We start from the raw sequence: 26,995 nt of genomic DNA, 5'->3' as shown, positions 1-26,995 counted from the left end.
GCACTTGTCCGGCCTTTTTTTCATTTACTCACATTTATCCAATAGGCTTGATCTGGCCTAACTTAGATATTTGGCCGAGTCCGATAGCGACACAAAAAAAGGGCCATCTCGGCCCTTTTTCAATCCTTATAACTATGTGTTTAGCGAAGATTAGCGCAGAAGCGCTGTATCCGCTTGCCTGCTTCTTCGAGGTTTGCATCGGAGGTTGCATAGGAAATGCGGAAATTTGGACCAAGGCCGAAGGCAGAGCCGTGCACTGCTGCCACAGCTTCAGTGGCCAGCAGTTCGCTGACGAAGTCTTCGTCATTTTGAATGATTTTGCCTGATGGTGCAGTCTTGCCGATAGCAGCAGCACAGGAAGGATAAACGTAGAACGCACCTTCCGGCTTGGGGCAATCCAGCATATTCGTCTGATTCAGCATTGAAACGATTAGATCGCGACGTCCTTCAAAAGCTTTTTTGAAAACCGGCAAATGTTCTTGCGTGCCATCCAGCGCTTCAACGGCAGCCCATTGTGAAATGGAACTTGTTCCTGAAGTCTGTTGTCCCTGAACCATATCCATTGCCTTGATCAGCTCAATGGGTCCGGCCGCATAGCCAATACGCCAACCAGTCATGGCATAGGCCTTCGAGACGCCGTTCATGGTCAGCGTGCGATCATAAAGATTTGGTTCGACTTGCGCTGGTGTGACGAATTTGAAATCACCGTAAGTCAGATGCTCATACATATCATCGGTCAGAATCCACACGTGCGGATGACGAACGAGAACATCGGTCAACTTCTTCATCTCATCCCAGGTGTAAGCCGCTCCAGATGGATTCGAAGGCGAGTTCATGATGATCCATTTGGTCTTCGGCGTAATAACGCGTTCCAGATCCTCTGGCTGCAACTTGAAATCGTTTGCCTGAATGGCAGACACAATTACCGGTGTTCCCCCGCAAAGAGAAACCATCTCCGGATAGCTGACCCAATATGGCGCAACACAAATAACTTCATCGCCGGGGTTCAACGTCGATAGAAGGGCATTGTAAATGACGTGCTTGCCACCTGTGGAAACGATGGTCTGATTGGCCTTGTATTCCAGTTCGTTCTCACGCTTGAACTTGCGCGTAATGGCTTCGCGCAACTGCGGTATGCCAGAGACCGGCGTATATTTGGTTTCGCCGCGGCGAATTGCAGCAATAGCAGCTTCCTTGACATTGTCAGGTGTGTCGAAGTCCGGTTCCCCTACGGAAAGAGAAATGACATCACGACCCTCTGCTTTCAAATCACGCGCTTTCTGGGTGATCGCAATCGTTGCGGATGTCTTCACACGGGAAAGGGTGTCGGCGAGGAATGCCATGGTATCGTTCTCCTGAAGCGAGCGTTGATGACCGGTAGCCGGTTTGCGGGACTGCTATGTCCCAAGACCTGCAGAATCGCAAGTAAAAGCGTGCGCAAAGGCTTCACTTCCTGCGCTTTCTGTGCAGGGTGTGACATCCCATGTCAAAAACATCAGTGTCGGTTGTGTAAAGCGTCAATAGAACTGATTGGACATTGTCAACGGTTGCGGGAAAACACTGCCCGCCACAGGAGAGACGGACCATGCCGAAACTATACTCCCAAATTGAATCCGGAAATTGCTATAAGCCCCGGCTTTTGATGGCTAAATTGAGCTTGCCGTTCGAGCACATTTCGATGTCATCTGTCGATGGCTCAACCCGCAAACCGGATTTCATGGCCAAGAACCCCAATGGCAAGGTTCCTCTGTTGGAATTTGATGACGGACGCCTTCTGGCGGAATCGAATGCGATATTGCTGCATCTAGCAGAAGGCAGCAGGTTTATTCCTGAGGATGCCTATGAACGTGCTCTAATGTATCAATGGTTGTTTTTCGAGCAGTATACACACGAGCCTAATATTGCTGTTCGGCGGGCGTTGCTCGTCTATCCGGAACGAGCCAAGGATGCCACGCCAGAAAGATTGGCTGCCACTCTGGAAGGCGGCAACAAGGCATTGCTGGTGATGGAAAACCAGCTACAGAAAACACCCTACTTGGTCGGTACAAATCTGACGATTGCCGATATAGCACTCTATGCCTATACGCACGAAGCCAACCAAGGCGGCTTTGATCTTTCGGCATATCCATCAGTCGCAAAATGGCTAAGCCGCGTTGCCGGAGATGAAGGGCATGTGCCGATAACATGGCTACCGGCATAATGGCGTGATTTATTTAACTTCGCGATCTGCACCGGTCATGCCGGGTAGCCACGCGGCTAGAGCGTCGATGAGAACTCTGATGCGACCTGGCATATAGGGTTGCTTCGGCCAGACCGCATGTGTGTCGAATATCATCTGTTCAACGTCGGGCAGGAGCCTCTTCAGCGTCCCTGATTCCACCTGATTGCGTATAAGCCAGCAAGGCAACCAAGCAACGCCCATGCCGCTGGCGGCTGCATCCGCTACCGTTTCCAGATCATCAAAAATGACACGGCTTACGGTCTTGGCACTGTCAAATCCCCTCCGTTTGTTTGGAAAAAGCCAAGAACGTATATTGCCATCCTGACCATAAAGAATGGCTTGGTGTGAGGCGATATCTTCAATCGTTTCGGGCGTGCCATGTTTTTCAAGATAGGATGGCGAGGCGCATACCGTCATCCGCTGCCGGGCAATGCGCCTTGCCGCCAGATTGGTTGTATCCGGCAATCCAGCATTGCGAACAACGAGGTCATATCCTTCTGCAACGAGATCCACCGGGCGGTCTGTAAAAGACACTTCGAAGCGTAACAACGGATATTGGCGGGCGAGATCAAACAAAACTGGAGCGACACAACGTCGGCCGAATAGCACAGGCAGACTTAGGCGAAGTCGCCCGGATATTATGTCCTTGCCGGACGTGATGGCATTTTCCGCCGCTTCAACTGTCATCAGTATCGATCGGCAATGTTCGTAAAAAGTGTGACCGTCATCGGTGAGTTTGAATGAACGCGTTGTTCTTTGGCAAAGCCGAGTGCCAAGTCGTTCTTCCAACCGCGCAATTGTCTTCCCAACGGCTGAACGCGATAGATGTAACTTGTCAGCCGCCGCAGAAAAGCTGCCCGCGTCCACCACCGCAACAAATTCTTCGATGCCAATCAGCCTGTCCATTTTAAGTCCTTTGTAGAGTTTAACGACACAATCATGGGTAAAATCGGCGCAACTGCTTTGCTCTCATCTCATATAAATACGGAATCCTTGATTTAAAGCGAGGATTTCACATGAGCAAAACAATGAAACAGTGGCAGATTGCAATGCCCGGACGAACTAATCTGAAGCTGGTTGAAACCGCGGCTCGGGAGCCCAGGCGAGGGGAGATACTTATCAAGGTCGCCGCGGTCTCCCTGAACTATCGTGACGGGCTGCTGATTGATACCGGATTTGGCATGCCTGAAAACATGGGCGAGCCGCTCGTTCCCGCTTCAGATCTTGCCGGAACTGTCGTAGCAACCGGCGAAGACGTTAGCCGATTTGCAGCGGGCGATAGAGTGATATCAACCTTTATTCCGGATTGGATTGAGGGTGCCGGACCGGGTACTGCACGAACCCCCAATGGCCGAACTTTAGGCGGTCCGCTGCAAGGTGTCCTGGCAGAATACGTGACGGTGAGCGAAGATTGGGCAATTCATGCTCCTGCAAAACTAAATCAGGTAGAGGCGAGTACATTGCCATGCGCTGGACTGACTGCCTGGACAGCGCTGGTGGAGCGCGGAAATATCAAAGCCGGTGATAGAGTAGTCGTGCTCGGCACTGGAGGCGTTTCCCTCTTTGGAGCACAAATTGCCCTGATGCATGGAGCAGAGGTTATTGTGGTTTCCGGAGACGATGCAAAATTGCATCGTGTGCAACAGCTTGGAGTTCATCACACTATAAACCGGAAGAAAGAAGATTGGGTCGAAACCCTTTACCAGATTACCAATGATCATGGAGCCGATCATATTCTGGAGACAGTAGGTGGCCCACATCTGGACAAATCATTGCGGGCCACAGCGGTAACTGGACGCATTTCAATGATCGGTATTCTGGATGGTTTGGAGGTTTCTGGCGGCTTTGTGCCTCTCGCGGTTAAACGCGTGGTTTTGGAAGGTATTCAGGTTGGTCATCGCAAAGGGTTGGAAGACTTGGTAAGAGCTTTTGACCGAACTGAAATCAAACCCGTTATAGATGCGGTTTATTCCTTCAATAAGTTAAATGATGCTTTGGATCATTTAAAGCGGGGTGCATTCGGCAAGATCGTCGTGGAGCTGAACTAAATACATCCAGCCACAGATCAAAAATGGGGCGACCATTGAAACCAATGGCCGCCACAATCATATCAGGGGATATCAGCGGCAGTTTTTAAGGACCGAATCATGAAGATACTCATCGTCCTCACCTCCCACGACAAGCTCGGCGATACAGGCAAGAAAACGGGCTTCTGGCTCGAGGAATTTGCCGCGCCTTACTACGTATTTTTGGATGCAGGCGCAGAAATAACGGTTGCTTCGCCGAAGGGTGGGCAGCCGCCGCTTGATCCCAAAAGCGATGAACCCGACAGCCAAACTGAAATGACGGAGCGATTCCGGCGGGATAAGGCTGCCCAACAAGTTCTGGCAAATACAAAAGTTCTATCAGAACTGAAAGAGGCGGATTACGACGCTGTGTTCTATCCTGGCGGCCATGGCCCGCTTTGGGATCTGACTTCTGACCTCGCCTCAATCAGACTCATTGAACAATTTTACAAAAACGGAAAGCCAGTCGCGGCTGTATGCCATGCGCCTGCGGTATTGCTGCAGGCGAAGATTGACGGCGAACCGCTCGTCAAGGGCAAGCGGGTAGCTGGTTTCACAAATAGCGAGGAAGAAGCGGTGCAACTTACGAGCGTCGTGCCGTTCCTTGTTGAAAATGAGTTGAAGCGGCTCGGCGCTCATTATGAAAAAGTTGATGACTGGCAGGTGCTGGCTGTTACCGACGGTCATCTGGTAACTGGCCAAAATCCCGCTTCTTCCGCAGCGGTCGCCAGTGAGGTTCTCAAGCTGCTGGGATAGGGCAAGAATGCAAAAAGGCGGGATTAATCCCGCCTTTTCTAATTTATGTGCGTTCAGAAATCAGACGATTCCCGTATGCGGCTATCAGCCTTCAACGCTAAGGTTGTCTGCTGACGACTTGCCCGAACGACGATCCTGAACGATCTCGTAGTTGACCTTCTGGCCGTCATTGAGACCGCGCAAGCCTGCACGCTCAACAGCGGAAATATGGACAAAAACGTCTGCACCGCCAGTATCGGGCTGGATGAAACCGTAGCCCTTAGTGCCGTTGAACCATTTCACTGTTCCCGAAGCCATGGGAAGTTCCTTTCAGATATATAAAACAGGCAGCATGCACATATGCGGCCCAGGGAATCGAACCTATGCAATGGAGCTCGTCAGGAAGCGCAACAGGTTACGCAGGTCGCAAAGTCACTCGACCGATAAAATCGATGCAAAATACATATGATAGAATTTCTGGCAAAACAAGCCGTTTTCAAAACGGAACTACACGCGACTTTTCGGGTATCCCGCTGAGCATCTAGCGCGAAAGTTTCTGTACTATCGCAAAAATTGCAGGTGCGGTTGAGTGGTTTGAAAGAGTCAATGTTAGAGTGAGAAAGCCGAATCACGGCCTTCGACGGGGGAGCCCAATGGCGAAGCAGAAACCCAACCGAGTGCCAGCAACCTCCGTCGCTGGCGAAGTGCAAGCGGGGCTTTTGGCGCAGCTTGGCGTTATTGCTGACATTTATTGGAACTCTCCAGTCCGCAATCGTCTGATATTGTTCATTTCGGGCGTGTTCGGCATTATCATTTTGACCTCAGTAGGACAGGTACTTCTCAATCGTTGGAATGTGCCGTTTTATGATGCTCTGTCGCGACGCGACTTTCAGGCCTTTCTCGACCAGCTCATGGTGTTTTTCGGGATTGCGGCGGTGCTTCTTGTCTTGAGTGTGGGCCAGACGTGGCTCAACCAGATGACGCGCCTGAAACTGCGGGAAGGCCTGACGCGAGATCTCATTGGCGAGTGGCTGGTGCCCCGGCGTGCATTCAAACTTTCCAATTCAGGGCCCATCGGCGTTAATCCCGATCAACGCTTACATGAGGATGCACGGCATCTGGCGGAAATGTCGACGGATCTCGGCTTTGGCTTGCTGCAATCCACGATCCTGATGGTCAGCTTTGTCGGTGTGTTATGGGCGCTTTCAAGCGGATTCGTGTTCAATGTATATGGCTACAGTTTTTCTATTCCGGGCTACATGGTGTGGGCTGCAATTCTTTATGCGTCTCTCGCATCATGGTTGAGTTGGCTTGTTGGACGCAAACTCATTAAGTACAATGCCGATCGCTACCAAAAGGAATCTGAACTGCGTTTCTCGCTGATGCGGGTGAACGAACATATTGATGCGATTTCACTTTACCGCGGTGAAGCCGACGAAAACCGTCGCCTCGGCTTTGATGTCGATAGTCTTCTGGCTTCCATACGATTGCTGGTTAGAGCTTTGACGCAACTCACATGGGTCACGTCTGGCTATGGCTGGATTACCATCGTCGCACCTATTCTCGTTGCTGCACCAGTTTACTTCGCAGGCAATCTTTCGTTCGGCGGTCTTATGATGGCTATCGGGGCATTTAATCAGGTTCACGATGCATTGAAGTGGTTCGTCAACAATTTCGGCGCGATTGCTGACTGGCGTGCAACGCTTTTACGCGTGACGTCTTTCAGGCAGGCCGTGCAGGCAACCGACGCCATGAACAGCATTGAACAGCGCATAAAATTTGCCGAGTCCGATAGGGATCAAATTATTCTTGATTCGCTGAAGATCACCGCGCCACGTGCTACAGTACGGCTCAAGGAAAAGCACGCTGTTGTCAAAGAGGGTGATCGCGTTCTCATTACAAGCGAAGCGGGTATTGATCGCACTTTGCTGTTTCGGGCAATTGCCGGCCTTTGGCCTTGGGGGGCTGGAACAGTCACGTTACCTGCCAACAAAACCATTATCTACATGCCGCGTCTGCCCTATTTTCCGCCCGGCAGCTTGCGTGAAGCGATGTCCTATCCGCTCGGTAAAGATGGTTTTACTGACGAGCAACTGGTTGGAGCCTTGCATGAGCTTGGACTGAAGCGGCTTGAAACCATGCTGGATTTCAGTGCTCGCTGGGATCGCGAGCTTAGTGATGATGAGCAACAGTCGCTCGCATTTGCACGGTTGATGCTGCACAAGCCAGAGTGGGTGGTTATTGACGAGTCGCTCGACGCGATGGAGTCAGATGCTTATGACCGGGTGGTGGCAGTCTTGCGCGAGCACCTCGCCAAATCGACGATTGTGCATATTGGGCGAGAAGACAAGAATGATCATGTCTTTTCGACGGTGCTGCATTTTGTCAGCGACCCCTCCGGCCACGGATTGGAGGAGGAGGGGTTGCTAGGTGTTTAAACAATTTCGCCAGACGAAGTTAAGCGAAATAATCCTGAAGTGGCCGTACTTCCAGTGATCCAGCCTTGAGCGCAGCAATTGCTTCTGCAACGGCATCGGCACCCGATAGCGTGGTGTAGTATGGCACTTTTTGCATCAGGGTCGCGCGGCGAAGCGATTTTGAATCCGAGATCGCCTTGGCACTGTCTGTCGTGTTGAAAACCAATTGAACCTGACGGTTGCGGATTGCGTCTTCAACGTGCGGACGACCCTCTTGCACCTTGTTGATCTTTTGCGCTGCTACGCCGTTCTCGCCAAGGAAGCGAGCTGTTCCGCCAGTAGCGAGTATCTTGAAGCCCAATTCCGCCAGCCGTTTTACCGGCGCGAGAATGCGCTGTTTGTCTTCGTCCCGTACGGAAACGAACAAAGTACCGTCGCGTGGAAGATCAACACCTGCGCCCAGCTGAGCTTTGGCAAAGGCCAGCGCGTAGTCATAATCCAGTCCCATGACTTCGCCCGTCGAGCGCATTTCCGGTCCGAGCAGTGTATCGACACCGGGGAAACGAGCGAACGGGAACACAGCCTCCTTGACTGCAATATGTTTGCGCCCTGTAGCGGAAGGCTTGCCGCCATAATGCGACAAAGCTTGTTCCAGCGTCTCTCCCGCCATGATATGGGCCGCTACTTTGGCAATCGGAGTGCCTATGGTTTTGGCAACGAAGGGTACTGTCCGTGAGGCGCGTGGATTGACCTCAAGAACATAGATCGTGCCGTCCTTGATGGCGTACTGGACGTTCATCAATCCAACCACGTTAAGCGATTTGGCAAGCGCGGCGGTCTCCTTTTCCAGATCGGATACAGTTTCGGCGGAAAGGGAATGAACTGGCAAAGAACAAGCACTGTCGCCGGAGTGGATGCCAGCTTCTTCAATGTGCTCCATGATGCCGGAGACCCAAGTGTCCTTGCCATCGCAGAGGCAGTCCACATCGACCTCGATGGCTTCGGTCAGATAACGATCAAACAGCAGAGGATTTTTACCAAGCAGCGTGTTGATTTGTCCGGTCTTGTCGTTCGGGTATTTCTGCTTGATATCTTCCGGCACGAGCTCAGGAACCGTATCAAGCAGGTAGGCCTGTAAGCCGCGCTCATTGTGGATGATCTGCATCGCGCGACCACCCAAGACATAGGAGGGACGTACGACCAGCGGGAAGCCAAGCTCTCCAGCTATGGTGCGTGCCTGCTCAACCGAGTAGGCAATGCCATTCTTGGGCTGCGTGAGATCAAGCTTGATCAGCAACTTCTGGAAGCGGTCGCGGTCTTCAGCAAGGTCGATGGCGTCCGGCGAAGTTCCAAGGATAGGAATGCCAGCTTTTTCAAGCGCATCTGCGAGTTTCAGCGGTGTTTGCCCGCCAAATTGCACGATCACGCCATGCAAGGTTCCTGCCGTTTGTTCGGCCCGCAGGATTTCCAACACGTCTTCGGCTGTCAGTGGCTCAAAGTACAAGCGGTCTGACGTGTCATAGTCTGTGGATACTGTTTCAGGGTTGCAGTTGATCATGATGGCTTCGTAGCCAGCATCCCGCAGCGCAAAGGCAGCATGGCAGCAGCAATAATCGAACTCAATGCCTTGGCCGATACGATTGGGTCCGCCGCCGAGAATCACAACCTTCTTGCGGTCGGAAATCTGGGCCTCGGAAACCAAAGCACCTGCAAATGGAACTTCATAAGTGGAGTACATATAGGCCGTTGGCGATGCAAACTCAGCCGCGCAGGTATCAATGCGCTTGAACACCGGATGAACGTCAAGTTTGTTGCGTAGCTTGGTAACTTCGCTGGGCTCGATTTTTGCCAGACTTGCAAGGCGGGCGTCGGAAAAACCCATGCCCTTCAATGCGCGCAGGTTTTGCGCGTCCTGAGGAAGCCCGTGCTCGCGCACGCGCTCTTCCGTGCCAATGATCTCTGCCATTTGTTCGAGGAACCACGGGTCGATCTTGCAGCCTTCATGCACTTCTTCGACAGTCAGTCCAAGCCTTAGTGCTTGCCCCACCATACGGAGCCGGTCTGGGGTAGGAGTGCCAATAGCGGCGCGAATAGCATTGTTGTCATTGCCCTCGCCAATGCCTGGAATTGTGATCTCATCAAGTCCGGTAAGGCCAGTCTCCAGTCCGCGCAAGGCTTTCTGAAGCGATTCTTTGAATGTACGGCCAATGGCCATAACTTCCCCGACCGATTTCATGGCTGTCGTTAGGGTAGGTTCTGCGCCGGGGAACTTCTCAAAGGCAAAGCGCGGTATTTTGGTGACGACGTAGTCAATAGATGGCTCGAACGAGGCTGGCGTAGCGCCGCCGGTAATATCATTATCGAGTTCATCGAGCGTGTAGCCTACAGCAAGCTTGGCTGCAATCTTTGCGATCGGGAAGCCAGTGGCCTTCGATGCCAGTGCAGATGAGCGTGACACACGGGGATTCATTTCGATAACAATCAGGCGGCCATTTTCCGGATTGACCGCAAACTGTACATTCGATCCGCCGGTCTCTACGCCGATCTCGCGCAATACCGCAATCGATGCGTTGCGCATGATCTGGTATTCCTTGTCGGTCAGCGTCAAAGCTGGGGCAACAGTAATGGAGTCGCCGGTATGAACACCCATCGGATCTATATTTTCGATGGAGCAGATAATGATGCAATTATCCGCCTTGTCGCGAACGACCTCCATCTCGTATTCTTTCCAGCCGAGAACGGATTCTTCAATCAGCACTTCAGTGGTTGGCGATGCGTCAAGACCACTGCCGATGATCTCGTAAAATTCTGTTCGGTTATACGCGATACCGCCGCCTGTACCGCCCATGGTGAAGGAGGGGCGGATGATGGCAGGTAGACCAACATGGTCTAATGCGGCACCGGCCATGCCGAGGGCATGCGATACATAGCGCTGCTTGCGGTCACCTTCGCCGAGCTGCCACTCGGTTTCCAGCTTGTCTAAAGCCGCATCGAGCTCTGCACCGGAATATTGGGCTTTAACCGCTTCGCGCTGTTCCTGGTGTAATTTGCGGTCGAGATCTTTTACCTCAGTAGCGTTTGCGAGCATTGATTTTGGTGTTTCCAGACCAATCTTTGCCATGGCCTCGCGGAATAACGCGCGATCTTCCGCCTTGTCGATCGCTTCAGCATTCGCGCCAATCATTTCGACATTATAACGATCGAGTACACCCATGCGACGCAGCGAAAGGGCGGTGTTCAGCGCAGTCTGACCACCCATGGTTGGCAGCAGCGCGTCGGGACGTTCCTTGGCGATGATCTTCGCAACGACTTCAGGCGTGATTGGCTCAATATAGGTCGCGTCTGCCAATTCCGGGTCAGTCATTATCGTTGCCGGGTTGGAGTTGACGAGGATGACCCGGTAACCCTCTTCTTTAAGTGCCTTGCAGGCCTGGGTGCCGGAATAGTCGAACTCGCATGCCTGACCGATAATGATCGGGCCAGCGCCGATAATCAGAATAGATTTGATGTCGGTGCGTTTTGGCATGTTCGGGTCCTTATCATAGCGGTCTGCACAAAAAACCGCACGGTTTCACCGTACGGGTAGCTACTTGAATTCAAATGCGAGGCTAAGGCTGCCTTATAGGCAAAGGAAACGCTTTGCGTAACCCCAAAAAGCGACGTTAACGCATTTTAAGGCGGTTTTGGGGTTTCGTTTCGCATTACGGCCACAACGTAACATTCCATCGCAAAAGTTGATGTGCCACTTCCTGCAAGCAAAAGTTGAAAAATAACATCGCGCATGAAACAAATGCCGCGTATTGATGTTGTGCATACAGCGTATCAGCCGGTTTGGATCGGCAAGCGATCGGGAGACGGAACATGCGTTGGCAGGGGCGTAGACAGAGCGACAATGTTGAAGATCAACGCGGCGAAGGCGGCGGCGGTTTTCCAGGGGGCGGAAGATTTCGTATTCCTGGCGGTTCCGGATTGCGGACGGCCGGCGGCGGTGGATTTTCCGGCATTCTAATCCTCGCTGCAATTTTTCTTTTTTTGAAATTCTGCACCAATATTGATCCGATGCAGATACTGGTCGATTCGGGTGGCGGGCAATTGGTGCCGGGCCAAACCCAGAGCGATACCTCGGTCAAAAACAACGACGAGACGACGCAATTTGCCAAGACAGTTCTTGCAGAGACGGAAGATGTCTGGAGCGGTATCTTCAAAGCTGAGGGTCAAACCTATCCAGCGCCAACGATGGTGTTATTCAGTGATCAAGTGCGTTCCGCATGTGGCTTTGCCAGCGCAGCGTCCGGTCCCTTCTACTGCCCGGGCGACCAGAAGCTTTATATCGATTTAAGCTTCTATGACGAGCTGGATAAGAAGTTCGGGGCATCGGGCGATTTCGCGCAAGCCTATGTGCTGGCGCATGAGGTTGGGCATCACGTACAGAATTTGATTGGCGTGTTGCCCAAGTTCAATCAAATGCGGCAGAACATGAGCGAAGCGGAAGCCAATGCCATGTCAGTGCGTGTTGAACTGCAGGCAGACTGTTTTGCCGGTATATGGGGACACTTTACCGAGCAGAAAGGTATTCTTGACGTTGGCGATCTGGACGAGGCACTCAATGCTGCGCAACAGATCGGCGATGATACTATGCAACGCAAGACTCAAGGTTATGTCGTTCCAGAGAGCTTTAATCATGGAACGTCTGATCAGCGCAGCAAATGGTTCAAGCGTGGATTTGATAGCGGCAAGCTGGATAATTGCGATACGTTCAGCGGTAGTATTTAATTAGATAAGAACGCGATTAGATCGCGTTCTTTCTGTTCTTGACGTTGTTGCCCAATGCATAAGCAACGGCTGCCTGCGAATGTATGGTTGTAGAGTCGTAGACCGGTAACGCCAAATTATCTTCGGTCAGCGATAAGCAAATTTCGGTGCAACCGAGAATTACGCAATCAGCGCCAGCCTCTTTGCCACGGGCAACGATTTTCTCCAGTGCATGGCGAGACTCGTCTTTGACCAAGCCGCAGCAAAGTTCGTCAAAAATGACGGAGTGAATCTTGGCCCGGTCAATTTCATTGGGGACGGCGAGGTCGATCTGGAAATTATTGTGCAAATAATCCGCGTAAAAGCCGTGCTCCATCGTATAGCGTGTAGCCAATAGAAGCGGGCGCTTCTTGCCTGCGGCTGATAAAGTGCGGCCTGTTTCGTGCCTGATATCAATGAGCGGAATACTGACAGCAGCAGCAACGGCGTCGGCAACAAGATGCATCGTGTTTGTGCAGATTAGGATGCAATCTGCTCCTGCCGCTTCAAGGCGGCTGGCTGCATCCGACAGAAGCGCAGCAGCATCATTCCAGCGGTCGCTCTTTTGCAAGGCGACAACTTCGGAAAAATCCAGCGATTGGAGGGCGATTTTTGCAGAGGATAATCCGCCAAGATGTCCGCGGATTTCCTCATTGATCTGACGATAATAAACCGCAGTGCTTTCCCAGCTCATCCCGCCGATCAGTCCAATAGTGCGCATGATGGATCCCTCATTTCCCTAGCCAGAGGATAGAGGTTGCAGCGCACAATGTGTTCGCATAGTTTTTAAAATTCAGATATGTTGGCGCAAATATTGCGCGTAAATATCTAATACCACGCGATAAATTTGTTGGGATTTATAGATGATCGACGATCGCGATCGCAAGATTCTGGATATTCTGCAAGAAAATGCCTCTGTGGGCGTATCCGATCTCGCTAACAGAGTGAACCTTTCCATTTCCGCGTGTTCCCGTCGCATCCAGCGCCTGGAAGAGGAGGGGTATATCCAGCGCCGCGTTGCTCTGGTAGATCGGCCTCTGGCCGGATTACCAACGACCATGTTTGTTATCATTCGTACGGCGCGCCACTCGGCGGAATGGCTGGAACAGTTTCGCGCGGCAATTTCCGACATACCGGAAATTGTCGAGGTGCATCGCATGACCGGCACTATCGATTATATATTAAAGCTCGTTCTGCCACGTGTGGAAGCTTATGACGAAATATATAAGTCATTGGTCGAAAAGGTGGAATTTTTTGACATCTCAGCATCAGTTTCAATGGAAACGTTGAAATCCACTACAGCAGTTCCAACGCATTACATAAAGTGACTTCTGTCGCGGTATCAATTTGACCGATCTCTATAAGCAAACTTGCTTTAAGTGGTTAGCTGCTTTTCTATACGGATCATGGCCCGCTCAAATACGGACGGGTTGTTAAGCGCGCGAGCTATTACCAAGGCGCCCTGAATGTCTATTATAGCTTCTTCAGCGAGAGCTGCGGCCACTTCTGGATCGTGCCCAAGCTTCTGCAAAGCCTTATTGAGTGCAGCAATCCATGCCGCGAAGTAATTATTGATCTGTAACGCGAAGCGATCACGGACATTGTCGAGAGCAAACGCACCAACGAGACAGATGCGGCGGCCGGACTTGAAGTATTCAATTACCGCGGCGCACATCATCCGTATCGCAGTTTGAGAGTCGGTGGCTTCGCGCAATGGGCTGTAAATCTGCTTTTCAAACCAACCTTCTATCTCCGCGAGGACGGCCTGTGCCATTTCGGTTTTTCCGCCTGGAAAGAAGTAGTAAAGGCTACCTTTTCCAAGCCCGGTCTTTTCGGTGATGATTGAAAGACTTGCCTCTTCAAAGCCGTGTTCCCGAAAGATTTCGGCAAGCACCGGAACAACGTCAGAGCGTTCGGAGACAGTTTTGACCATATTACAGCTCGAGTTCCGATAATCCCGGATGTCCAATCGGACGTGGACCAGTTTGATCCCACAAGAACTTCCGATCTGCCTCTTTGATTGCAAGATCATTGATGGAAGCATAGCGTTTCTGCATCAGGCCATTTTCGTCAAACTCCCAGTTTTCATTGCCATAGGCGCGAAACCAATTGCCAGAATCGTTGTGATACTCATATGCAAAACGCACTGCTATCCGGTTGCCCGAAAACGCCCAAAGTTCTTTGATCAGGCGGTATTCCAATTCTCGCTTCCACTTTTCTTGCAGGAAGGCGACGATTTCGGCGCGGCCACATAAGAATGTTGATCTGTTCCGCCAATAGCTATCCTGTGTGTAAGCCAGCGCCACGCGCTCAGGATTGCGTCCGTTCCAGCCGTCTTCCGCAGCCCGAACCTTTTGGATCGCAGTGTTGTGCGTAAAGGGTGGAAAAGGCGGACGTTGCTCTGACATTTGATTTCTCCTTTTGTACCAAATGGTAAGGTGTGTACCTATTGGTACATTATCAGCTCTTAGTCAAGGGACGCTGTACCCTTGTCCTCCCGTGGTGAGGCTTTAAACTAGACGAGCCATAATCATTTGCAGGAAATCAGCATGTCCTATGAAACACGTATCTCGGTGGGTAGTTTGAGCCTATCCCGATTGGTCCTTGGCGCATGGAGGTTGCTCAGCGACCTTGAACGATCTGATGCTGATAGTGTCGCCAGGCTGGTTCATGGTGCAATTGACATCGGTATTACGAGTTTCGACCACGCTGATATTTATGGGAATTATGGTGTGGAAGAGGCTTTTGGTGCCGGATTACAAAGGTGGGGCGGCAGCCGTGATACAATTGAGCTGATTACCAAATGCGACATTATGCTGATATCGGGCGCCCGCCCTGAAAATCGCATTAAGCACTATGATACGAGCTCGGCGCACATTCGGGCTTCCGTGGAGCGGTCGCTGAAAAACTTACATACGGATTATATTGACGTGCTGTTACTGCATCGGCCCGATCCCTTGATGGATGCCGATGATACAGCCCGGGGTCTGGAAGATGTAGTCAAGGCTGGCAAAGTCCGTGCGGTTGGCGTATCAAACTTTCTGCCGCATCAGTTTGATCTTCTGGCATCAAGATTGCCATTCCCGCTGGTCACCAACCAAATCGAATTTTCTGTCAAATATGTTTCGCCTTTGACGGATGGAAGTCTCGACCACGCCCAAAGATTGAAATATGCGCCGATGATCTGGTCACCGCTTGGCGGCGGCAGTCTTTTCACAGCGAGGGCGTGCAAGAGGTACGGCTCCGCGCTGCTCTGAGAGATATTGCTTCGCAATTGGATAATACAGATATTTCGGCAATTGCCATTGCTTGGCTGCTGCGTCACCCCGCCAGCTTAATCCCCGTTCTTGGAAGCCTGAAGATTGATAGACTAAAAACAATGGCGACTGCGCTGGATATCGAGCTCAGTCGCCAACAATGGTTTGCAATTCTAAAGGCGAGTACCGGAGAGGACGTTGACTAAGCGGCGTGATCACGCTCCGATAGTAACTCCATGCCCTTCTTCTGCCGGATCAGATTGAAAAACCGGCGGAAAAGATAGTGTGAGTCCTGGGGACCGGGAGATGCTTCGGGATGGTGCTGAACCGAAAATACAGGACGTCCAGTTAGCCGCAGACCGCAATTGCTGCCATCAAAGAGCGAGACATGGGTTTCTTCGACATTGTCGGGGAAGGAGGCTGCATCAACAGCAAAACCATGATTCATGGATACAATCTCAACCTTGCCGGTTGTGTCATCACGAACTGGATGATTCGCCCCATGATGGCCTTGATGCATTTTCTTGGTGTCGCCACCAAGCGCCAATGCCAGCATCTGATGTCCAAGACATATACCAAAAACCGGGATGTCAGTTTTAATCAGCTCTTTGATTGTTGGGACAGCGTATTTTCCGGTTGCCGCAGGATCGCCGGGACCATTGGAGAGAAAAATTCCATCTGGATTATAGGCAAGGACATCTTCGGAGGTCGCTGTCGCGGGGAGAATTGTTATCTTTGCACCAAGTCCTGCGATTAGGCGCAGAATATTCCGCTTGATACCGTAATCAATGGCAACGACGTGAAACTCTGGTGCGGACTGTTCAGCAAAGCCCTGATCCCAAACCCATGGCTTTTCGGTCCAAACAGAGCTTTGTCCGGATGTAACATCCTTGGCGAGATCGAGATCCAACAATCCATGCCACGAAGCAGCGCGCGCTTTGAGCGCCGGAATATCGAATTTGCCGTCAGGATCATGTGCAATTACGGCGTTTGGCATGCCCTTTTCGCGGATGAGCGCCGTCAAGGCCCTCGTATCGACACCGGCAAGGGCGATAACACCCCGTGCTTTCAACCAAGCATCCAGATGATCGACCGATCGATAACTTGATGGCGAAGTGATATCGGCTTTGAATACTGCTCCAACAGCACCGGCGCGCTTTGCCGGCGTAAGGTCTTCAATGTCTTCATTGTTTGCGCCGACATTGCCAATATGCGGAAACGTAAATGTGACAATCTGACCGGCATAGGAGGGGTCAGTGAGGATTTCTTCGTAGCCAGTCAAAGCAGTGTTGAAGCAGACTTCAGCTTCGCAAATGCCCGTAGCGCCGAGACCTTTGCCTTCAATAACCGTGCCGTCAGCCAGCACGAGCAAGGCTGTGGGCTTTACTTCGGACCAAGCCGCAGTTTTTGCTTGCGTACCTGCTTCTATTGATGTGGCTGTCATGCGGTACTCCTGAATGAGCTAGCGTCGCACTGGATAAAGGGGGCCATTGAAAAATGTCCTCGAATATCCCATATGACGTGGCTGAGCGCGATGGTTGGGTAATCATCCACCGCAGCAACAATAAAAATGTCTGGCTAAGTCCCAGTCCATAAACAAAGCAACGCCTTCGGTCAATTGCAAGACGAGCACTTGGTGGTAATTCATGTCGTGGATGACGTGGCGCCATTGTTGATTTCGCTCGAAGCGACGACTAGGGTGGGCGCATAACAGGAGAATACGGCCATGCGCGATATAATCGCCGGGGCACTGAATACAGCCATCAAATCTCAGGACAAACGCCGCGTCTCGACGCTACGCCTGATCATGGCAGCCATCAAAGATCGTGACATTGTAAATCGCGGAATCGGGAAAGATCCGGTTAGCGGTGATGAAATCAGCGTAATTCTGGCGAAGATGATCAAGCAGCGCGAAGAATCTGCGAAGATGTACGAAGAAGGTAACAGGCTTGAGCTGGCTGAACAGGAGCGTGAAGAAATCGAGATCATTCGTGATTTCATGCCCAAGCAGTTTTGTGAGTCTGACATACGCAATGCCTGTACGCAGGTAATCGGCGAAATTGGCGCTGGTGGGCTGCGCGATATGGGTAAGTGCATGAACGCTCTTAAAGAGAAATATGCTGGGCAAATGGATTTCAGCAAAGCCAGTGGCATCGTGAAGGAAATATTGCAGTAGCAATTGAGTTACCGCTTGGGTTTGACCCAATGAAGGGCGAAAGACTTCGGTCTTTCGCCCTTTTTATTTTCGGTCACATGGTGTTTTTTAGAAATGCACGGCGCTGTAAGACGAGTGCTGACAGCACGATTATGGGAAGCAGCAGGCAGTAGACCACCAATGGCAGGGGGGTGCCCCCGTCAAACAAAACTACCACGCTGGTTCCTACAAGCCCCGTGATCAGACTTTGAATGCAGAAGTAGTAGGCTACAGCGGAGCCAGCCCTATCAGCAAAATCGGCGAGGGCGCCATTCGCTGTAACCGATCCCGTCAGCACGATGCCAGCAGCGATAATCCACATCGGCAAAACAAAGCTCGCAAATGATAGGGCGAAAAACAGCTGGCTGATAAAAAGCACAATCGCTCCGGTAATAATTGTCAGCATTCCTCGTATTAAACAGCCCGCAATGCCCCATCTGGCGACGACGTGTTTAACGAAATAGCCGGTAATGATCATCACGACTGCAACAGTTGCGAAGATAAGGCTGAAATGAATTTCGCTATACTTCGCATTGTTGATCAGAACTCTCGGCGCTGTTGAGAAGAATACAAAGAATGCTCCCATTGCTGCACTGAATCCCAGTGTATAGGTCCAGAATGTCAAACTGCCCAAGATGGGTAAGATCGACCTGTCCTTTGAGGATCGTTGAGGCGGGCTGGTTTCGTGCCACATGAAAACAGCCCTCAAGCCCGCAAATATTCCGATACAACCCAGTGCCAGGAATATAGCCCTCCAGCCGAGCATGTTCGCAATGAGGGCGCCTGCGATGGGACCAAGTGCCGGCACGAATGCGAGCATTGACGTAAACATCCCATAGATGATCGTGCTTTCCGGTCGTTCACCATAGACATCTCGAACCGTGGCAAATGTGGCGACCAATACCGCCGATGCGCCGATTGCCTGTAGAGTTCGAAACAGCAGGAAGGGCAGTGGCGTGGACGAGAGGGCGAGGCAAAATGATGCTCCGGTAAAAAGCAGGGCGCCTGTAAGCAGGATCGGCCGCCTGCCGATCCTGTCGGATAAAGGTCCGAACACGATTTGTCCAAGTCCTAAAAGAACCATGTAAAGACTAAGGGAGAGCTGGATGACGTTTGAAGTCGTTCCCAAATTTCTTGGCATTGCAGGAACGACGGGAAGGTAAATGTCCATTCCAAGTGAAGCCAGAATGTCAAATGGCACCATCAGCAGGAGGGTAGCCGGGAGCGAGTAAGCCCAAATTTGTCGTTTGATAGGCATGATTATATGTCCGCTAAATGAATTCATTTGGCGGCGTCTGCCTGCGATCAAAATGATGGATGGTCTGACAGATGCGCCGCAACAACGAAAGGTTGCTGCGGCTTACTTGTCCGAGGTTTTCTGTGCACCCATTTGTGCTGCTCCAAAAGAGACGTGGTAGTCGCTATTTGACTAGCAGTCAGCGGTGTGAAGCGCAACCGGTGCGATATGGTATGCAACTATTTGCATAGCTATTATGCATATTTGAAGGTAGCAAAAATTTTGGGCTTTGCTATCTTGAACTTGTTGGGCTCTTTCCTCCCAGATATCCCAACGTCGAATGTACTGCACCTCCTCCCGCGGTACATTTACAATCAGGACCGCTGCACCTCCTCCCGCAGCGGTCCTTTTTTGTTTTAGCCTTCTTCAGAATCGCGTTTGCCAGGTTGCAGGCCTCTTGCGGCTTTTCTCAAATGCACGACTTCCCGCTCGCAAAGCTCATCTATTTTCTGGTGCATTAGTTCAATCTTCTCATGAAGAAGCTCAATTTCGAGCTCAGCCTTGATGTTGATCTTATAGTCGTTGGCGGCTTCTTTCCGGTCTATATCCTGTTGCCTGTTTTGGCTCATCATAATGAATGGTGCAGCATAAGCTGCCTGAAATGACAGAGCCAGATTGAGGAGGATAAAGGGGTAAGGATCCCACTCCCGCACATAGGCGGTAACGTTCAGCACAATCCAAAAGAACAATATTGTGGTCTGGATAATGATGAATTTCCATGAGCCCATGGTCGCAGCAACAGCATCCGCAATTCTTTGACCACGAGTAAGCTGGTCTTCTATTTCCGCCGGTTTGTGGCTTCGTATTCTGCGGCGAACCGTGCGTAGCTGCTGGAGCAGCTTCCGCTCGGCATCATGAAGGCCCTTCGTCACATCATCCGTTTCGGCCATCGCTTCTCTCCAAAGCGGCAATTTGTTTGCTCATATTGATGCCTGTCACGTGGAACCCACAGGCATCATAAAGATTTTTCGCACGAGGATTATTGGCGGCAACCCGTAATTTGATTTGCCGAACCCCCGCTTTTACCGCCTCATTTTCGAGAAGGCTTAGTGCTTGTTTACCGTGCCCCTTGCCCTGCTCGGATGGAAAAACGTAGAAGTCGCAAATATGAATCTCCCCCATTTTTGTATCTACTTTATACCAAAGATAACCCACGACACGTTCGGTGTTCGCTTGCAAATCGACGAGACAGACCAAACTGTGCCCGGGCGTATCAATGCCCTGTTCCAAATCGTGATTGATTTCATCGATAGCGCGATCTTTTGCAACAGAATGCTCAAGGCCATAATTGGCCGCAATCTCCGTCGCGTAGTCGGCGATGAAATAATCCAGAAAATCCGAATAGTCGTCCGCGCGCATTGGTTTAAACATAAGCATCGGCTGCTTCCTATTGCGTGTGCTAAGCGCTGTGCGCGCAAGCGGATGGAACCGAAACGACGCACTTACGTTTATGGTTAATAAAAACGGAGGCTGATATGAAAGAACATAGCTGGTCTACCATAATCGGAATAGTTGCGGGCCTGTCGATAGGCGCAGGCATTGGCGAAACTGTTATGGGCAACATGTTGCTTGGGCTCCTCATTGGCTCGGCAATGGGAGCTTTCATCGGTTCAAATACCCACATTCATCGTAATTATTAACAAGTTCCATTCGCTCAGCTGTGCAACGCCCGCAGACGCGTTGTGTTCAACAGACCCTGTTCTTCAAGGACAGGATAGGCCATGGATGCGAGCAGCGAGTTAATCTGCTTGAGGTCTCGTATGGTGTCGAGATGAATTGAGCTGGTTTCCAGGCTACGGACTGTCCCTTCACGCAATCTACTGAAGTGGCGTTGACTGCTCTGCTTTTCCAGGTCACGCAGGTGGTCCTTTTCCAAAACCAGCTGATGTGCGGTTTCCCGATCGCGAGATACCAGCACATTGAAAGCCATACGGGCATTAACCAATACTTTTGCGTGGAAGTTGCTGAGTTCCAGCCAGCCTTCATCAGTAAATTTAAGTTTGCGATCCATTTTTTTCTGAACGAGGGCGAGCATATTGCGGACAATGATGTCGCCCACCTGTTCAAGCTTGACGCAGGCACCCAATAGTTCCTGAGCACGGGCCACCTCAAACTCGGACAGTTTTCTCGTTGTTAGTTTGGCCAGATAAAGTTTGATGGCTGCATGTTTGCGGTCCACCTTATCGTCAAGCATCGATAGTTCGTTGATGCGATCCTGTTCCGGGTTTTCATAAAGCGCGATAACGCCGCGAAGCATTATTTCCACAGTTTCGCAGACCATCACGGTTTCCCGGGTGGCATTTGTCAGTGCCAGGCTTGGTGTGTCCAATACGCTTTCATCCAAAGCACTGAGCTCTGCTTGAACAAGAGAGGGCGCTTGCTCGACAGGTGCGTTCAACGCAACAACCGCCTTGGTTACGCGTAAAACCAGTGCTGACAGCGGGACACCCGCTAGCAGAATGATGATGTTGAACAAGATATGACCATTGATGACTTGGTCCGCTGGTGACGAGCCAAGGAAGGCAATAGAGGGTTTGAATGTCATGAAGAGAATGAGGATCACGATTGATCCAGCGCCCCGCATCAGCAGGTTTCCCATCGGCACGATCCGAGCCTGTGGGGCAGCTGATCGAGTGAGGAGGGGGGCAATGAACGATGACCCGAGATTTACGCCAAAGATCATCACAATTCCGAGCTCAGGCTGGATAAGACCCCGCGAGGCAAAGGTGACCAGCAAAAGCACGGCAGCAATGCTGGAGTGGAATAGCCAGGTCATGATCGCCGCAAGCAGAAATGCTGTAACCGGATCGGTGCTGAGATAACCAACAATAACGGGCAGCAAGTCGCTGTTGCGTAGCGGTTCGGTCGCTTGCCCTGTCATTTCCAGCGAAAGCACCAAAAGACCAATGCCAACAAGAATGCGGCCAATCTGCCGCCAATTGCTGCGCTCCGTGGACATGAAGATTACAGTGCCCGCGACAAGGCAGAGCGGTACCAGCAAGGTTAGGTCAAAGCTGAGAATCTTTACGACCAGAGCGGATCCGACCTCAGCGCCGCGAACGGCCATCAATCCTGCAACGCCACTGACAAAGCCTGAACCGACGAAAGACCCGACAAGGAGGCTGACTGCTGTCGAACTCTGCAATGCGATTGAAAGCATCAAGCCCCAGAGAACAGCAAGAATGGGATTGTGAAGGACGCCGCGTAGACTTTGACGCATGCGCTCGCCATAGGCGCGCTCGACGCCTGTTCGAACCATTCGTGTTGCCCAGAGCAGGAGCGCTACAGCACCTGCCAAATGCAACAAAATTGCGGAACCGTTCACTTGCTACAATCCTGTCGTGTTGAGAGAAGCGAGAATAGCAACCATGCCAAGTTTGATTGCAATTTATTAATATAAGATATCACTCAAAAAGCGAAAAAAATATGTTCCGGCTAAGAAAAAATATGTCGTTCTTAGCACAAATACGCTGGCAGAAGATAATTCAGACCTGACACGCTGATAATTTGCCGGCTTTGTAAAAACCAAATCCCTTCATGCTTTGATCGAACAGTATGAGTCGGGGATGAAGTGCTTGAAGGCCTTTCATAGCAGTCTTATTTAAGGCACAATGAACCTGGACCTCAGACGTGAGTGTTGAGCACTCCATATCCCGCAGCAGAGTTTAATTTAGAACGAACATTCATATGCGATTTCCGCCATCTTTTCTCGACGAGATCAGGGAGCGTGTGCCGATATCCAGCGTCATCGGGACACGCGTTTCGTTTGATCGCAAGAAGACAAATGCCCAGAAAGGCGATTTCTGGGCCTGCTGTCCATTTCACGGCGAGAAATCACCCAGCTTTCACTGTGAGGATCGCAAAGGGCGGTATCATTGTTTCGGATGCGGGGTCACAGGCGATCATTTTCGTTTTCTGACTGAACTTGAGGGCCTGAGCTTTCCGGAAGCGGTCGAGCGTGTTGCAGATATGGCGGGTGTTCCCATGCCCGCGCGCGATGCCGAAATGGAGATACGCGAGGCAAAGCGCGCCACGCTCTATGATGTCATGGAAATGGCAACGAAGTTTTTCGAGGAGCAGTTGCAAGCGGCCGGTGGTGCAAAAGCACGGGCTTATTTGCGCGATCGCGGGCTCAGCGCTGCAACGCAGCACTCTTACCGTCTCGGCTATGCACCGGAAAGCCGTAATGCCCTGAAAGAACATCTGGCCAGCAAAGGGGCTACAAAGGATCAGATAGAAGCCTGTGGCTTGGTGGTATATGGCGATGACAAGCCAGTTTCCTTTGATCGTTTTCGTGATCGCATCATGTTTCCGATTGAAGATTTACGGGGGCGTATCATTGCCTTTGGCGGGCGAGCGCTGGCTCCCAATGCCATCGCAAAATATATGAACTCCAATGAAACCGAGCTTTTCCACAAAGGAAAAATTCTGTTCAACGCATTGCGCGCCCGCAAGGCAGCACAGCCGCAAGCGGGACAGCCAGCCAAAGCTGTCATTGCGGTGGAAGGATATATGGATGTTATCGCCTTGGCGCAGGCGGGGTTCTCACATGCGGTTGCGCCGTTGGGTACAGCGCTGACGGAGGATCAGCTGGGTCTTCTTTGGCGAATGTCACCCGAGCCCGTACTTTGTTTTGACGGCGACAGTGCCGGCATAAAGGCGGCGCATAGGGCAATCGACTTGGCTTTGCCGGTTTTGAAGCCGGGATATTCGCTCCGTTTTGCTGTGCTGCCAGAAGGCAAAGATCCCGATGACCTCGTTAAGTCGTCAGGGCCACAGGCTTTTCAGGAAGTCCTTAATGATGCCCGCCCCTTGGCGGACATGCTATGGAGTCGTGAGACATCAAGCGGTGTCTTTGATACGCCTGAACGTCGGGCCGAGCTTGAATCTCGCTTAAAACAGATGACTGCTTTGATTGCCGATGAGAATGTCCGGCGTCATTATGGCCAGGATGTACGTGAGCGAATCCAGCAGTTTTTCGGGCCTAACCAACGTAACAATGGTGAGCGCGGCAACAATCAGAATGCCTATGGTCAGCCCAGATATGGTTCTCGCGGAAAAGGTGCTGCCACCGGGCGGTTTGCTGTCAGTGATAATCTGACAAAGTCGGCATTGGGCGCTCGCTCGTCATCAAAGCTTCCTGTTAGAGAAACAGCTATTCTGATGACCTTGTTCAACCACCCCCGTCTGATTGAAGATGACTTTGAAACGGTTGTTGATCTTGAATTGGAGCATCCGGACCTGAAGCGTTTTCATGCTGCTATGCTCGATGCGATGGCGGAGCATCATGTCTCCAGTGGAGCAGAGATGCGCAAGGCAATCGCGAATCAGGGATTGGCAACGCTGGTGGAGGCGCTTGAAGCTATTATCCGACGCAACCGTGAATGGTCTGCTTCTGCTGAAGCTGCAGAAGAGGACGCCAGAGAAGCTTTGCGGCAGGCGATCCACTTGCATCAGCGCGCTCGCGCACTACATAAAGAACTAGAATTGGCGCGGGTAGCTTTGGGTGCTGACGCGACCGAGGAAAACTTTAACAGGTTACTCGATATACAGAACGATATCCGTAACGCGCAGGCTACGGAGGCGCTGATCGAAGGGTTTGGAATCCCCTCTGGACGCTCCGCGAAGGGTTTTTGACCGAATTGATTCGCTTTTTTGACCCGAATCAGTTGAGTCGGGGTTGACGTGGGTCAATAATGACGGAATCAGATTGCGCAGAATTGTAGATATTGCGCTGATGTTTGTGGGTTTTGCAGAAATACCGGCAAATTCGACAAATATGCAGCGTGCTCGCCACCGGAATAACAGGGTTAATCCGCCATTAACAGGATTTCGGCTAGTCGATCATTTAATACCTTGATTGATGTAGGGGAACCGGTGCGCTGCTGCACTCGTTGTTCTCATGCATGAAAAAAGCGAATGTCGCTTGGAGATATAGAATATGGCAACGAAGGCAAAGGAAAATGAAGAAGTAGAAGTCGAGCGCGAAGGCGCGCCAGACGGTCCGCTTCTCGACCTTTCCGATGACGCTGTCAAGAAGATGATCAAGCTCGCTAAGAAGCGCGGCTATGTGACGATGGACGAACTCAATGCAGTTCTGCCATCCGAAGAGGTCACTTCAGAACAGATCGAAGACACAATGGCGATGCTCAGCGATATGGGCATCAATGTTGTTGAGGATGACGAGCAAGACGCGGACGCCGAAGAGGCCGATAATAGCGCCGATGATGAAAGCGATGCGCGCGAGCTCGCCGAGTCGACCGGTACGGCTGTCGCTCCGACTGTCACCAAGAAAGAACCAACTGACCGCACAGATGACCCTGTTCGCATGTATTTGCGTGAAATGGGCACTGTTGAGCTCTTGTCGCGTGAAGGCGAGATTGCGATCGCCAAGCGTATCGAGGCTGGTCGTGAGACTATGATCTCAGGCCTATGTGAAAGCCCGCTGACGTTTCAGGCGATCATCATCTGGCGCGAAGCGCTGAATGAATCGCAGATTCTTCTGCGCGAAATCATTGATCTGGAAACGACCTATGCTGGCCCTGAAGCCAAGCAGGCACCGGTAATTGAGCGCGTCGAAGAAGAAAGACCTGCTCCAGGAAATGATCGTTCGCGCAGCCGCCGCGATGATGACGACATTACAAATGTTGGTGGCGATACGCAGGTCGAAGACGACGATGATGAGGATGATGAGGCCAATCTGTCGCTTGCAGCGATGGAAGCCGAATTGCGTCCGCAGGTCATGGAAACCCTTGACGTTATTGCTGACACTTACAAAAAGCTTCGCAAGCTTCAGGATCAGCAAGTTGAAAATCGCCTTGCTGCATCGGGTTCGTTGTCACCAAGCCAGGAGCGCCGTTATAAGGAGCTCAAGGACCAGCTGATCAAGGCAGTGAAATCGCTATCGCTGAACCAGAATCGTATTGAAGCTCTGGTGGCTCAACTTTATGACATCAACAAGCGTCTCGTGCAGAACGAGGGCCGGTTGTTGCGTCTTGCGGAGTCCTATGGCGTACGTCGTGAAGACTTTCTGAAAGAGTATCAGGGCAACGAACTTGATCCGAACTGGCTGAAAGCTGTTTCCAACCTGACGACACGCGGTTGGAAAGAGTTCACGAAGAACGAAAAAGAGACGATCAAAAATCTGCGTACCGAAATTCAGAATATGGCGCAGGAAACTGCAATTTCCATTTCGGAGTTCCGCCGCATCGTCAACCAGGTGCAAAAGGGTGAGCGCGAAGCCGCTCTTGCCAAGAAAGAAATGGTTGAGGCAAATCTGCGTCTCGTCATTTCCATCGCCAAGAAGTACACCAATCGCGGGTTGCAGTTCCTTGATCTTATTCAGGAAGGCAATATTGGTTTGATGAAAGCGGTCGATAAGTTTGAGTATCGCCGTGGGTACAAGTTCTCGACCTATGCGACATGGTGGATCAGGCAGGCGATTACCCGTTCTATTGCCGACCAGGCACGTACAATCCGTATTCCGGTGCACATGATTGAAACGATCAACAAGATCGTTCGTACGTCGCGCCAGATGCTGCACGAAATCGGCCGTGAACCGACACCGGAAGAATTGGCTGAAAAGCTGGCTATGCCACTTGAGAAGGTGCGCAAGGTCCTGAAGATTGCCAAGGAACCAATCTCGCTCGAAACACCGGTAGGTGATGAAGAAGATTCGCACCTCGGTGATTTCATCGAGGATAAGAATGCGCTTCTGCCTATCGATGCTGCGATTCAGGCGAACTTGCGCGATACCACTACGCGGGTGCTGGCATCACTGACACCGCGTGAAGAACGTGTCCTGCGTATGCGTTTCGGTATCGGCATGAATACGGATCATACGCTGGAAGAAGTTGGACAGCAGTTTTCGGTTACGCGTGAGCGCATTCGTCAGATCGAGGCGAAAGCATTGCGCAAGCTCAAGCATCCGAGCCGTTCGCGCAAGCTGCGCAGCTTCCTCGACAGCTAAGCGATCTTTATCTGCAAAAATAGAGAACGGGATGGGCGAAAACCCATC

Annotated in this window: 24 protein-coding genes; 12 read left to right on the top strand and 12 right to left on the bottom strand. The window is 51.4% G+C overall.

Going from position 1 to position 26,995, the window contains the following annotated elements; translation table 11 throughout:
* Window positions 1-140: 140 nt before the first annotated feature.
* Entirely contained in the window at window positions 141-1,343 is a 1,203-nt protein-coding gene (locus tag AC6CHM_RS06910) for a pyridoxal phosphate-dependent aminotransferase (protein ID WP_115052446.1), read from the bottom strand.
* A gap of 242 nt (window positions 1,344-1,585) precedes the next feature.
* Here AC6CHM_RS06910 and AC6CHM_RS06905 point away from each other — a divergent pair, with 242 nt between their 5' ends.
* On the top strand, window positions 1,586-2,200 hold the full coding sequence (locus tag AC6CHM_RS06905) for a glutathione S-transferase family protein (protein ID WP_336439726.1): 615 nt from the start codon (window positions 1,586-1,588) through the stop codon (window positions 2,198-2,200).
* 9 nt (window positions 2,201-2,209) lie between these two features.
* Here AC6CHM_RS06905 and AC6CHM_RS06900 read toward each other — a convergent pair whose 3' ends face one another.
* Window positions 2,210-3,127, bottom strand: coding sequence for a LysR family transcriptional regulator (locus tag AC6CHM_RS06900; RefSeq protein WP_307279453.1), 918 nt, complete (start codon window positions 3,125-3,127; stop codon window positions 2,210-2,212).
* Between the two features lie 110 nt (window positions 3,128-3,237).
* On the opposite strand from AC6CHM_RS06900, the gene AC6CHM_RS06895 reads away from it, so the two are divergent.
* Window positions 3,238-4,269, top strand: coding sequence for a zinc-dependent alcohol dehydrogenase family protein (locus AC6CHM_RS06895; RefSeq protein WP_498172470.1), 1,032 nt, complete (start codon window positions 3,238-3,240; stop codon window positions 4,267-4,269).
* A 99-nt stretch (window positions 4,270-4,368) separates the two neighbouring features.
* Window positions 4,369-5,043, top strand: coding sequence for a DJ-1/PfpI family protein (locus tag AC6CHM_RS06890; protein WP_115052450.1), 675 nt, complete (start codon window positions 4,369-4,371; stop codon window positions 5,041-5,043).
* Window positions 5,044-5,127: 84 nt separating this feature from the next.
* Here the strand turns inward: AC6CHM_RS06890 and AC6CHM_RS06885 are convergent, their stop codons facing one another.
* Entirely contained in the window at window positions 5,128-5,340 is a 213-nt protein-coding gene (locus AC6CHM_RS06885; protein WP_008124164.1) for a cold-shock protein, read from the bottom strand.
* Window positions 5,341-5,675: 335 nt separating this feature from the next.
* Here AC6CHM_RS06885 and AC6CHM_RS06880 point away from each other — a divergent pair, with 335 nt between their 5' ends.
* Window positions 5,676-7,460, top strand: a complete 1,785-nt coding sequence (locus tag AC6CHM_RS06880; protein WP_115052451.1) for an ABC transporter ATP-binding protein/permease — start codon at window positions 5,676-5,678, stop codon at window positions 7,458-7,460.
* Window positions 7,461-7,479: 19 nt separating this feature from the next.
* Here AC6CHM_RS06880 and carB read toward each other — a convergent pair whose 3' ends face one another.
* Window positions 7,480-10,965 carry a carbamoyl-phosphate synthase large subunit gene (carB, locus tag AC6CHM_RS06875; protein ID WP_498172469.1) on the bottom strand — a complete coding sequence of 1,162 codons (3,486 nt, stop codon included), beginning with the start codon at window positions 10,963-10,965 and terminating at the stop codon, window positions 7,480-7,482.
* 335 nt (window positions 10,966-11,300) lie between these two features.
* Between carB and ypfJ the strand changes: the two genes are divergently transcribed.
* Window positions 11,301-12,212, top strand: coding sequence for a KPN_02809 family neutral zinc metallopeptidase (gene ypfJ / locus AC6CHM_RS06870; protein WP_498172467.1), 912 nt, complete (start codon window positions 11,301-11,303; stop codon window positions 12,210-12,212).
* 16 nt (window positions 12,213-12,228) lie between these two features.
* On the opposite strand, the gene AC6CHM_RS06865 is transcribed toward ypfJ, so the two are convergent.
* Entirely contained in the window at window positions 12,229-12,951 is a 723-nt protein-coding gene (locus AC6CHM_RS06865) for an aspartate/glutamate racemase family protein (protein WP_336439729.1), read from the bottom strand.
* 142 nt (window positions 12,952-13,093) lie between these two features.
* Between AC6CHM_RS06865 and AC6CHM_RS06860 the strand changes: the two genes are divergently transcribed.
* The gene (locus AC6CHM_RS06860; RefSeq protein WP_307279428.1) at window positions 13,094-13,558 is read left to right on the top strand and encodes an Lrp/AsnC family transcriptional regulator; all 465 of its coding nucleotides are present in this window, start codon (window positions 13,094-13,096) and stop codon (window positions 13,556-13,558) included.
* A gap of 47 nt (window positions 13,559-13,605) precedes the next feature.
* On the opposite strand, the gene AC6CHM_RS06855 is transcribed toward AC6CHM_RS06860, so the two are convergent.
* The gene (locus AC6CHM_RS06855) at window positions 13,606-14,163 is read right to left on the bottom strand and encodes a TetR/AcrR family transcriptional regulator (protein ID WP_498172465.1); all 558 of its coding nucleotides are present in this window, start codon (window positions 14,161-14,163) and stop codon (window positions 13,606-13,608) included.
* 1 nt (window position 14,164) lies between these two features.
* Complete coding sequence (locus AC6CHM_RS06850; RefSeq protein WP_307279424.1) at window positions 14,165-14,638, bottom strand: nuclear transport factor 2 family protein; 474 nt, start codon at window positions 14,636-14,638, stop codon at window positions 14,165-14,167.
* A 141-nt stretch (window positions 14,639-14,779) separates the two neighbouring features.
* Here AC6CHM_RS06850 and AC6CHM_RS06845 point away from each other — a divergent pair, with 141 nt between their 5' ends.
* Window positions 14,780-15,487, top strand: coding sequence for an aldo/keto reductase (locus tag AC6CHM_RS06845; protein ID WP_498172463.1), 708 nt, complete (start codon window positions 14,780-14,782; stop codon window positions 15,485-15,487).
* Window positions 15,457-15,693, top strand: a complete 237-nt coding sequence (locus AC6CHM_RS06840) for an aldo/keto reductase (protein WP_498172461.1) — start codon at window positions 15,457-15,459, stop codon at window positions 15,691-15,693. The genes AC6CHM_RS06845 and AC6CHM_RS06840 overlap by 31 nt, the downstream gene beginning before the upstream one ends.
* Here the strand turns inward: AC6CHM_RS06840 and carA are convergent.
* On the bottom strand, window positions 15,690-16,931 hold the full coding sequence (gene carA, locus AC6CHM_RS06835; protein WP_115052459.1) for a glutamine-hydrolyzing carbamoyl-phosphate synthase small subunit: 1,242 nt from the start codon (window positions 16,929-16,931) through the stop codon (window positions 15,690-15,692). The two genes, AC6CHM_RS06840 and carA, sit on opposite strands and share 4 nt — an antisense overlap.
* Window positions 16,932-17,213: 282 nt before the next feature.
* On the opposite strand from carA, the gene AC6CHM_RS06830 reads away from it, so the two are divergent.
* Window positions 17,214-17,663 (top strand): GatB/YqeY domain-containing protein, encoded by a 450-nt coding sequence (locus AC6CHM_RS06830; RefSeq protein ID WP_115052460.1) that lies wholly within the window; start codon window positions 17,214-17,216, stop codon window positions 17,661-17,663.
* A gap of 73 nt (window positions 17,664-17,736) precedes the next feature.
* On the opposite strand, the gene cml is transcribed toward AC6CHM_RS06830, so the two are convergent.
* The 3 genes from cml to AC6CHM_RS06815 form a co-directional block, all read right to left on the bottom strand.
* The gene (gene cml / locus AC6CHM_RS06825) at window positions 17,737-18,939 is read right to left on the bottom strand and encodes a CmlA/FloR family chloramphenicol efflux MFS transporter (RefSeq protein ID WP_498172460.1); all 1,203 of its coding nucleotides are present in this window, start codon (window positions 18,937-18,939) and stop codon (window positions 17,737-17,739) included.
* Window positions 18,940-19,334: 395 nt separating this feature from the next.
* Window positions 19,335-19,868: a DUF1003 domain-containing protein gene (locus AC6CHM_RS06820; RefSeq protein WP_115052462.1), complete on the bottom strand. Its 534-nt coding sequence runs from the start codon at window positions 19,866-19,868 to the stop codon at window positions 19,335-19,337.
* On the bottom strand, window positions 19,852-20,355 hold the full coding sequence (locus AC6CHM_RS06815; protein WP_336439734.1) for a GNAT family N-acetyltransferase: 504 nt from the start codon (window positions 20,353-20,355) through the stop codon (window positions 19,852-19,854). Before AC6CHM_RS06815 ends, AC6CHM_RS06820 begins: the two co-directional genes overlap by 17 nt.
* Before the next feature lie 98 nt (window positions 20,356-20,453).
* Here AC6CHM_RS06815 and AC6CHM_RS06810 point away from each other — a divergent pair, with 98 nt between their 5' ends.
* Window positions 20,454-20,618, top strand: a complete 165-nt coding sequence (locus AC6CHM_RS06810; RefSeq protein ID WP_162802461.1) for a hypothetical protein — start codon at window positions 20,454-20,456, stop codon at window positions 20,616-20,618.
* A 14-nt stretch (window positions 20,619-20,632) separates the two neighbouring features.
* Here AC6CHM_RS06810 and AC6CHM_RS06805 read toward each other — a convergent pair whose 3' ends face one another.
* Entirely contained in the window at window positions 20,633-22,303 is a 1,671-nt protein-coding gene (locus AC6CHM_RS06805) for a Na/Pi cotransporter family protein (protein WP_115052464.1), read from the bottom strand.
* A gap of 362 nt (window positions 22,304-22,665) precedes the next feature.
* Between AC6CHM_RS06805 and dnaG the strand changes: the two genes are divergently transcribed.
* Both dnaG and rpoD read left to right on the top strand, forming a co-directional pair.
* Window positions 22,666-24,615, top strand: coding sequence for a DNA primase (dnaG, locus tag AC6CHM_RS06800; protein WP_498172459.1), 1,950 nt, complete (start codon window positions 22,666-22,668; stop codon window positions 24,613-24,615).
* A 304-nt stretch (window positions 24,616-24,919) separates the two neighbouring features.
* On the top strand, window positions 24,920-26,947 hold the full coding sequence (gene rpoD, locus AC6CHM_RS06795; RefSeq protein WP_115052466.1) for an RNA polymerase sigma factor RpoD: 2,028 nt from the start codon (window positions 24,920-24,922) through the stop codon (window positions 26,945-26,947).
* Window positions 26,948-26,995 lie beyond the last annotated feature (48 nt).

The sequence above is a fragment of the Phyllobacterium sp. GQ127 genome, from assembly GCF_059758635.1.
The sequence above is the reverse complement of the archived record's forward strand: the minus strand, read 5'-3'. Positions and strand labels throughout refer to the sequence as shown.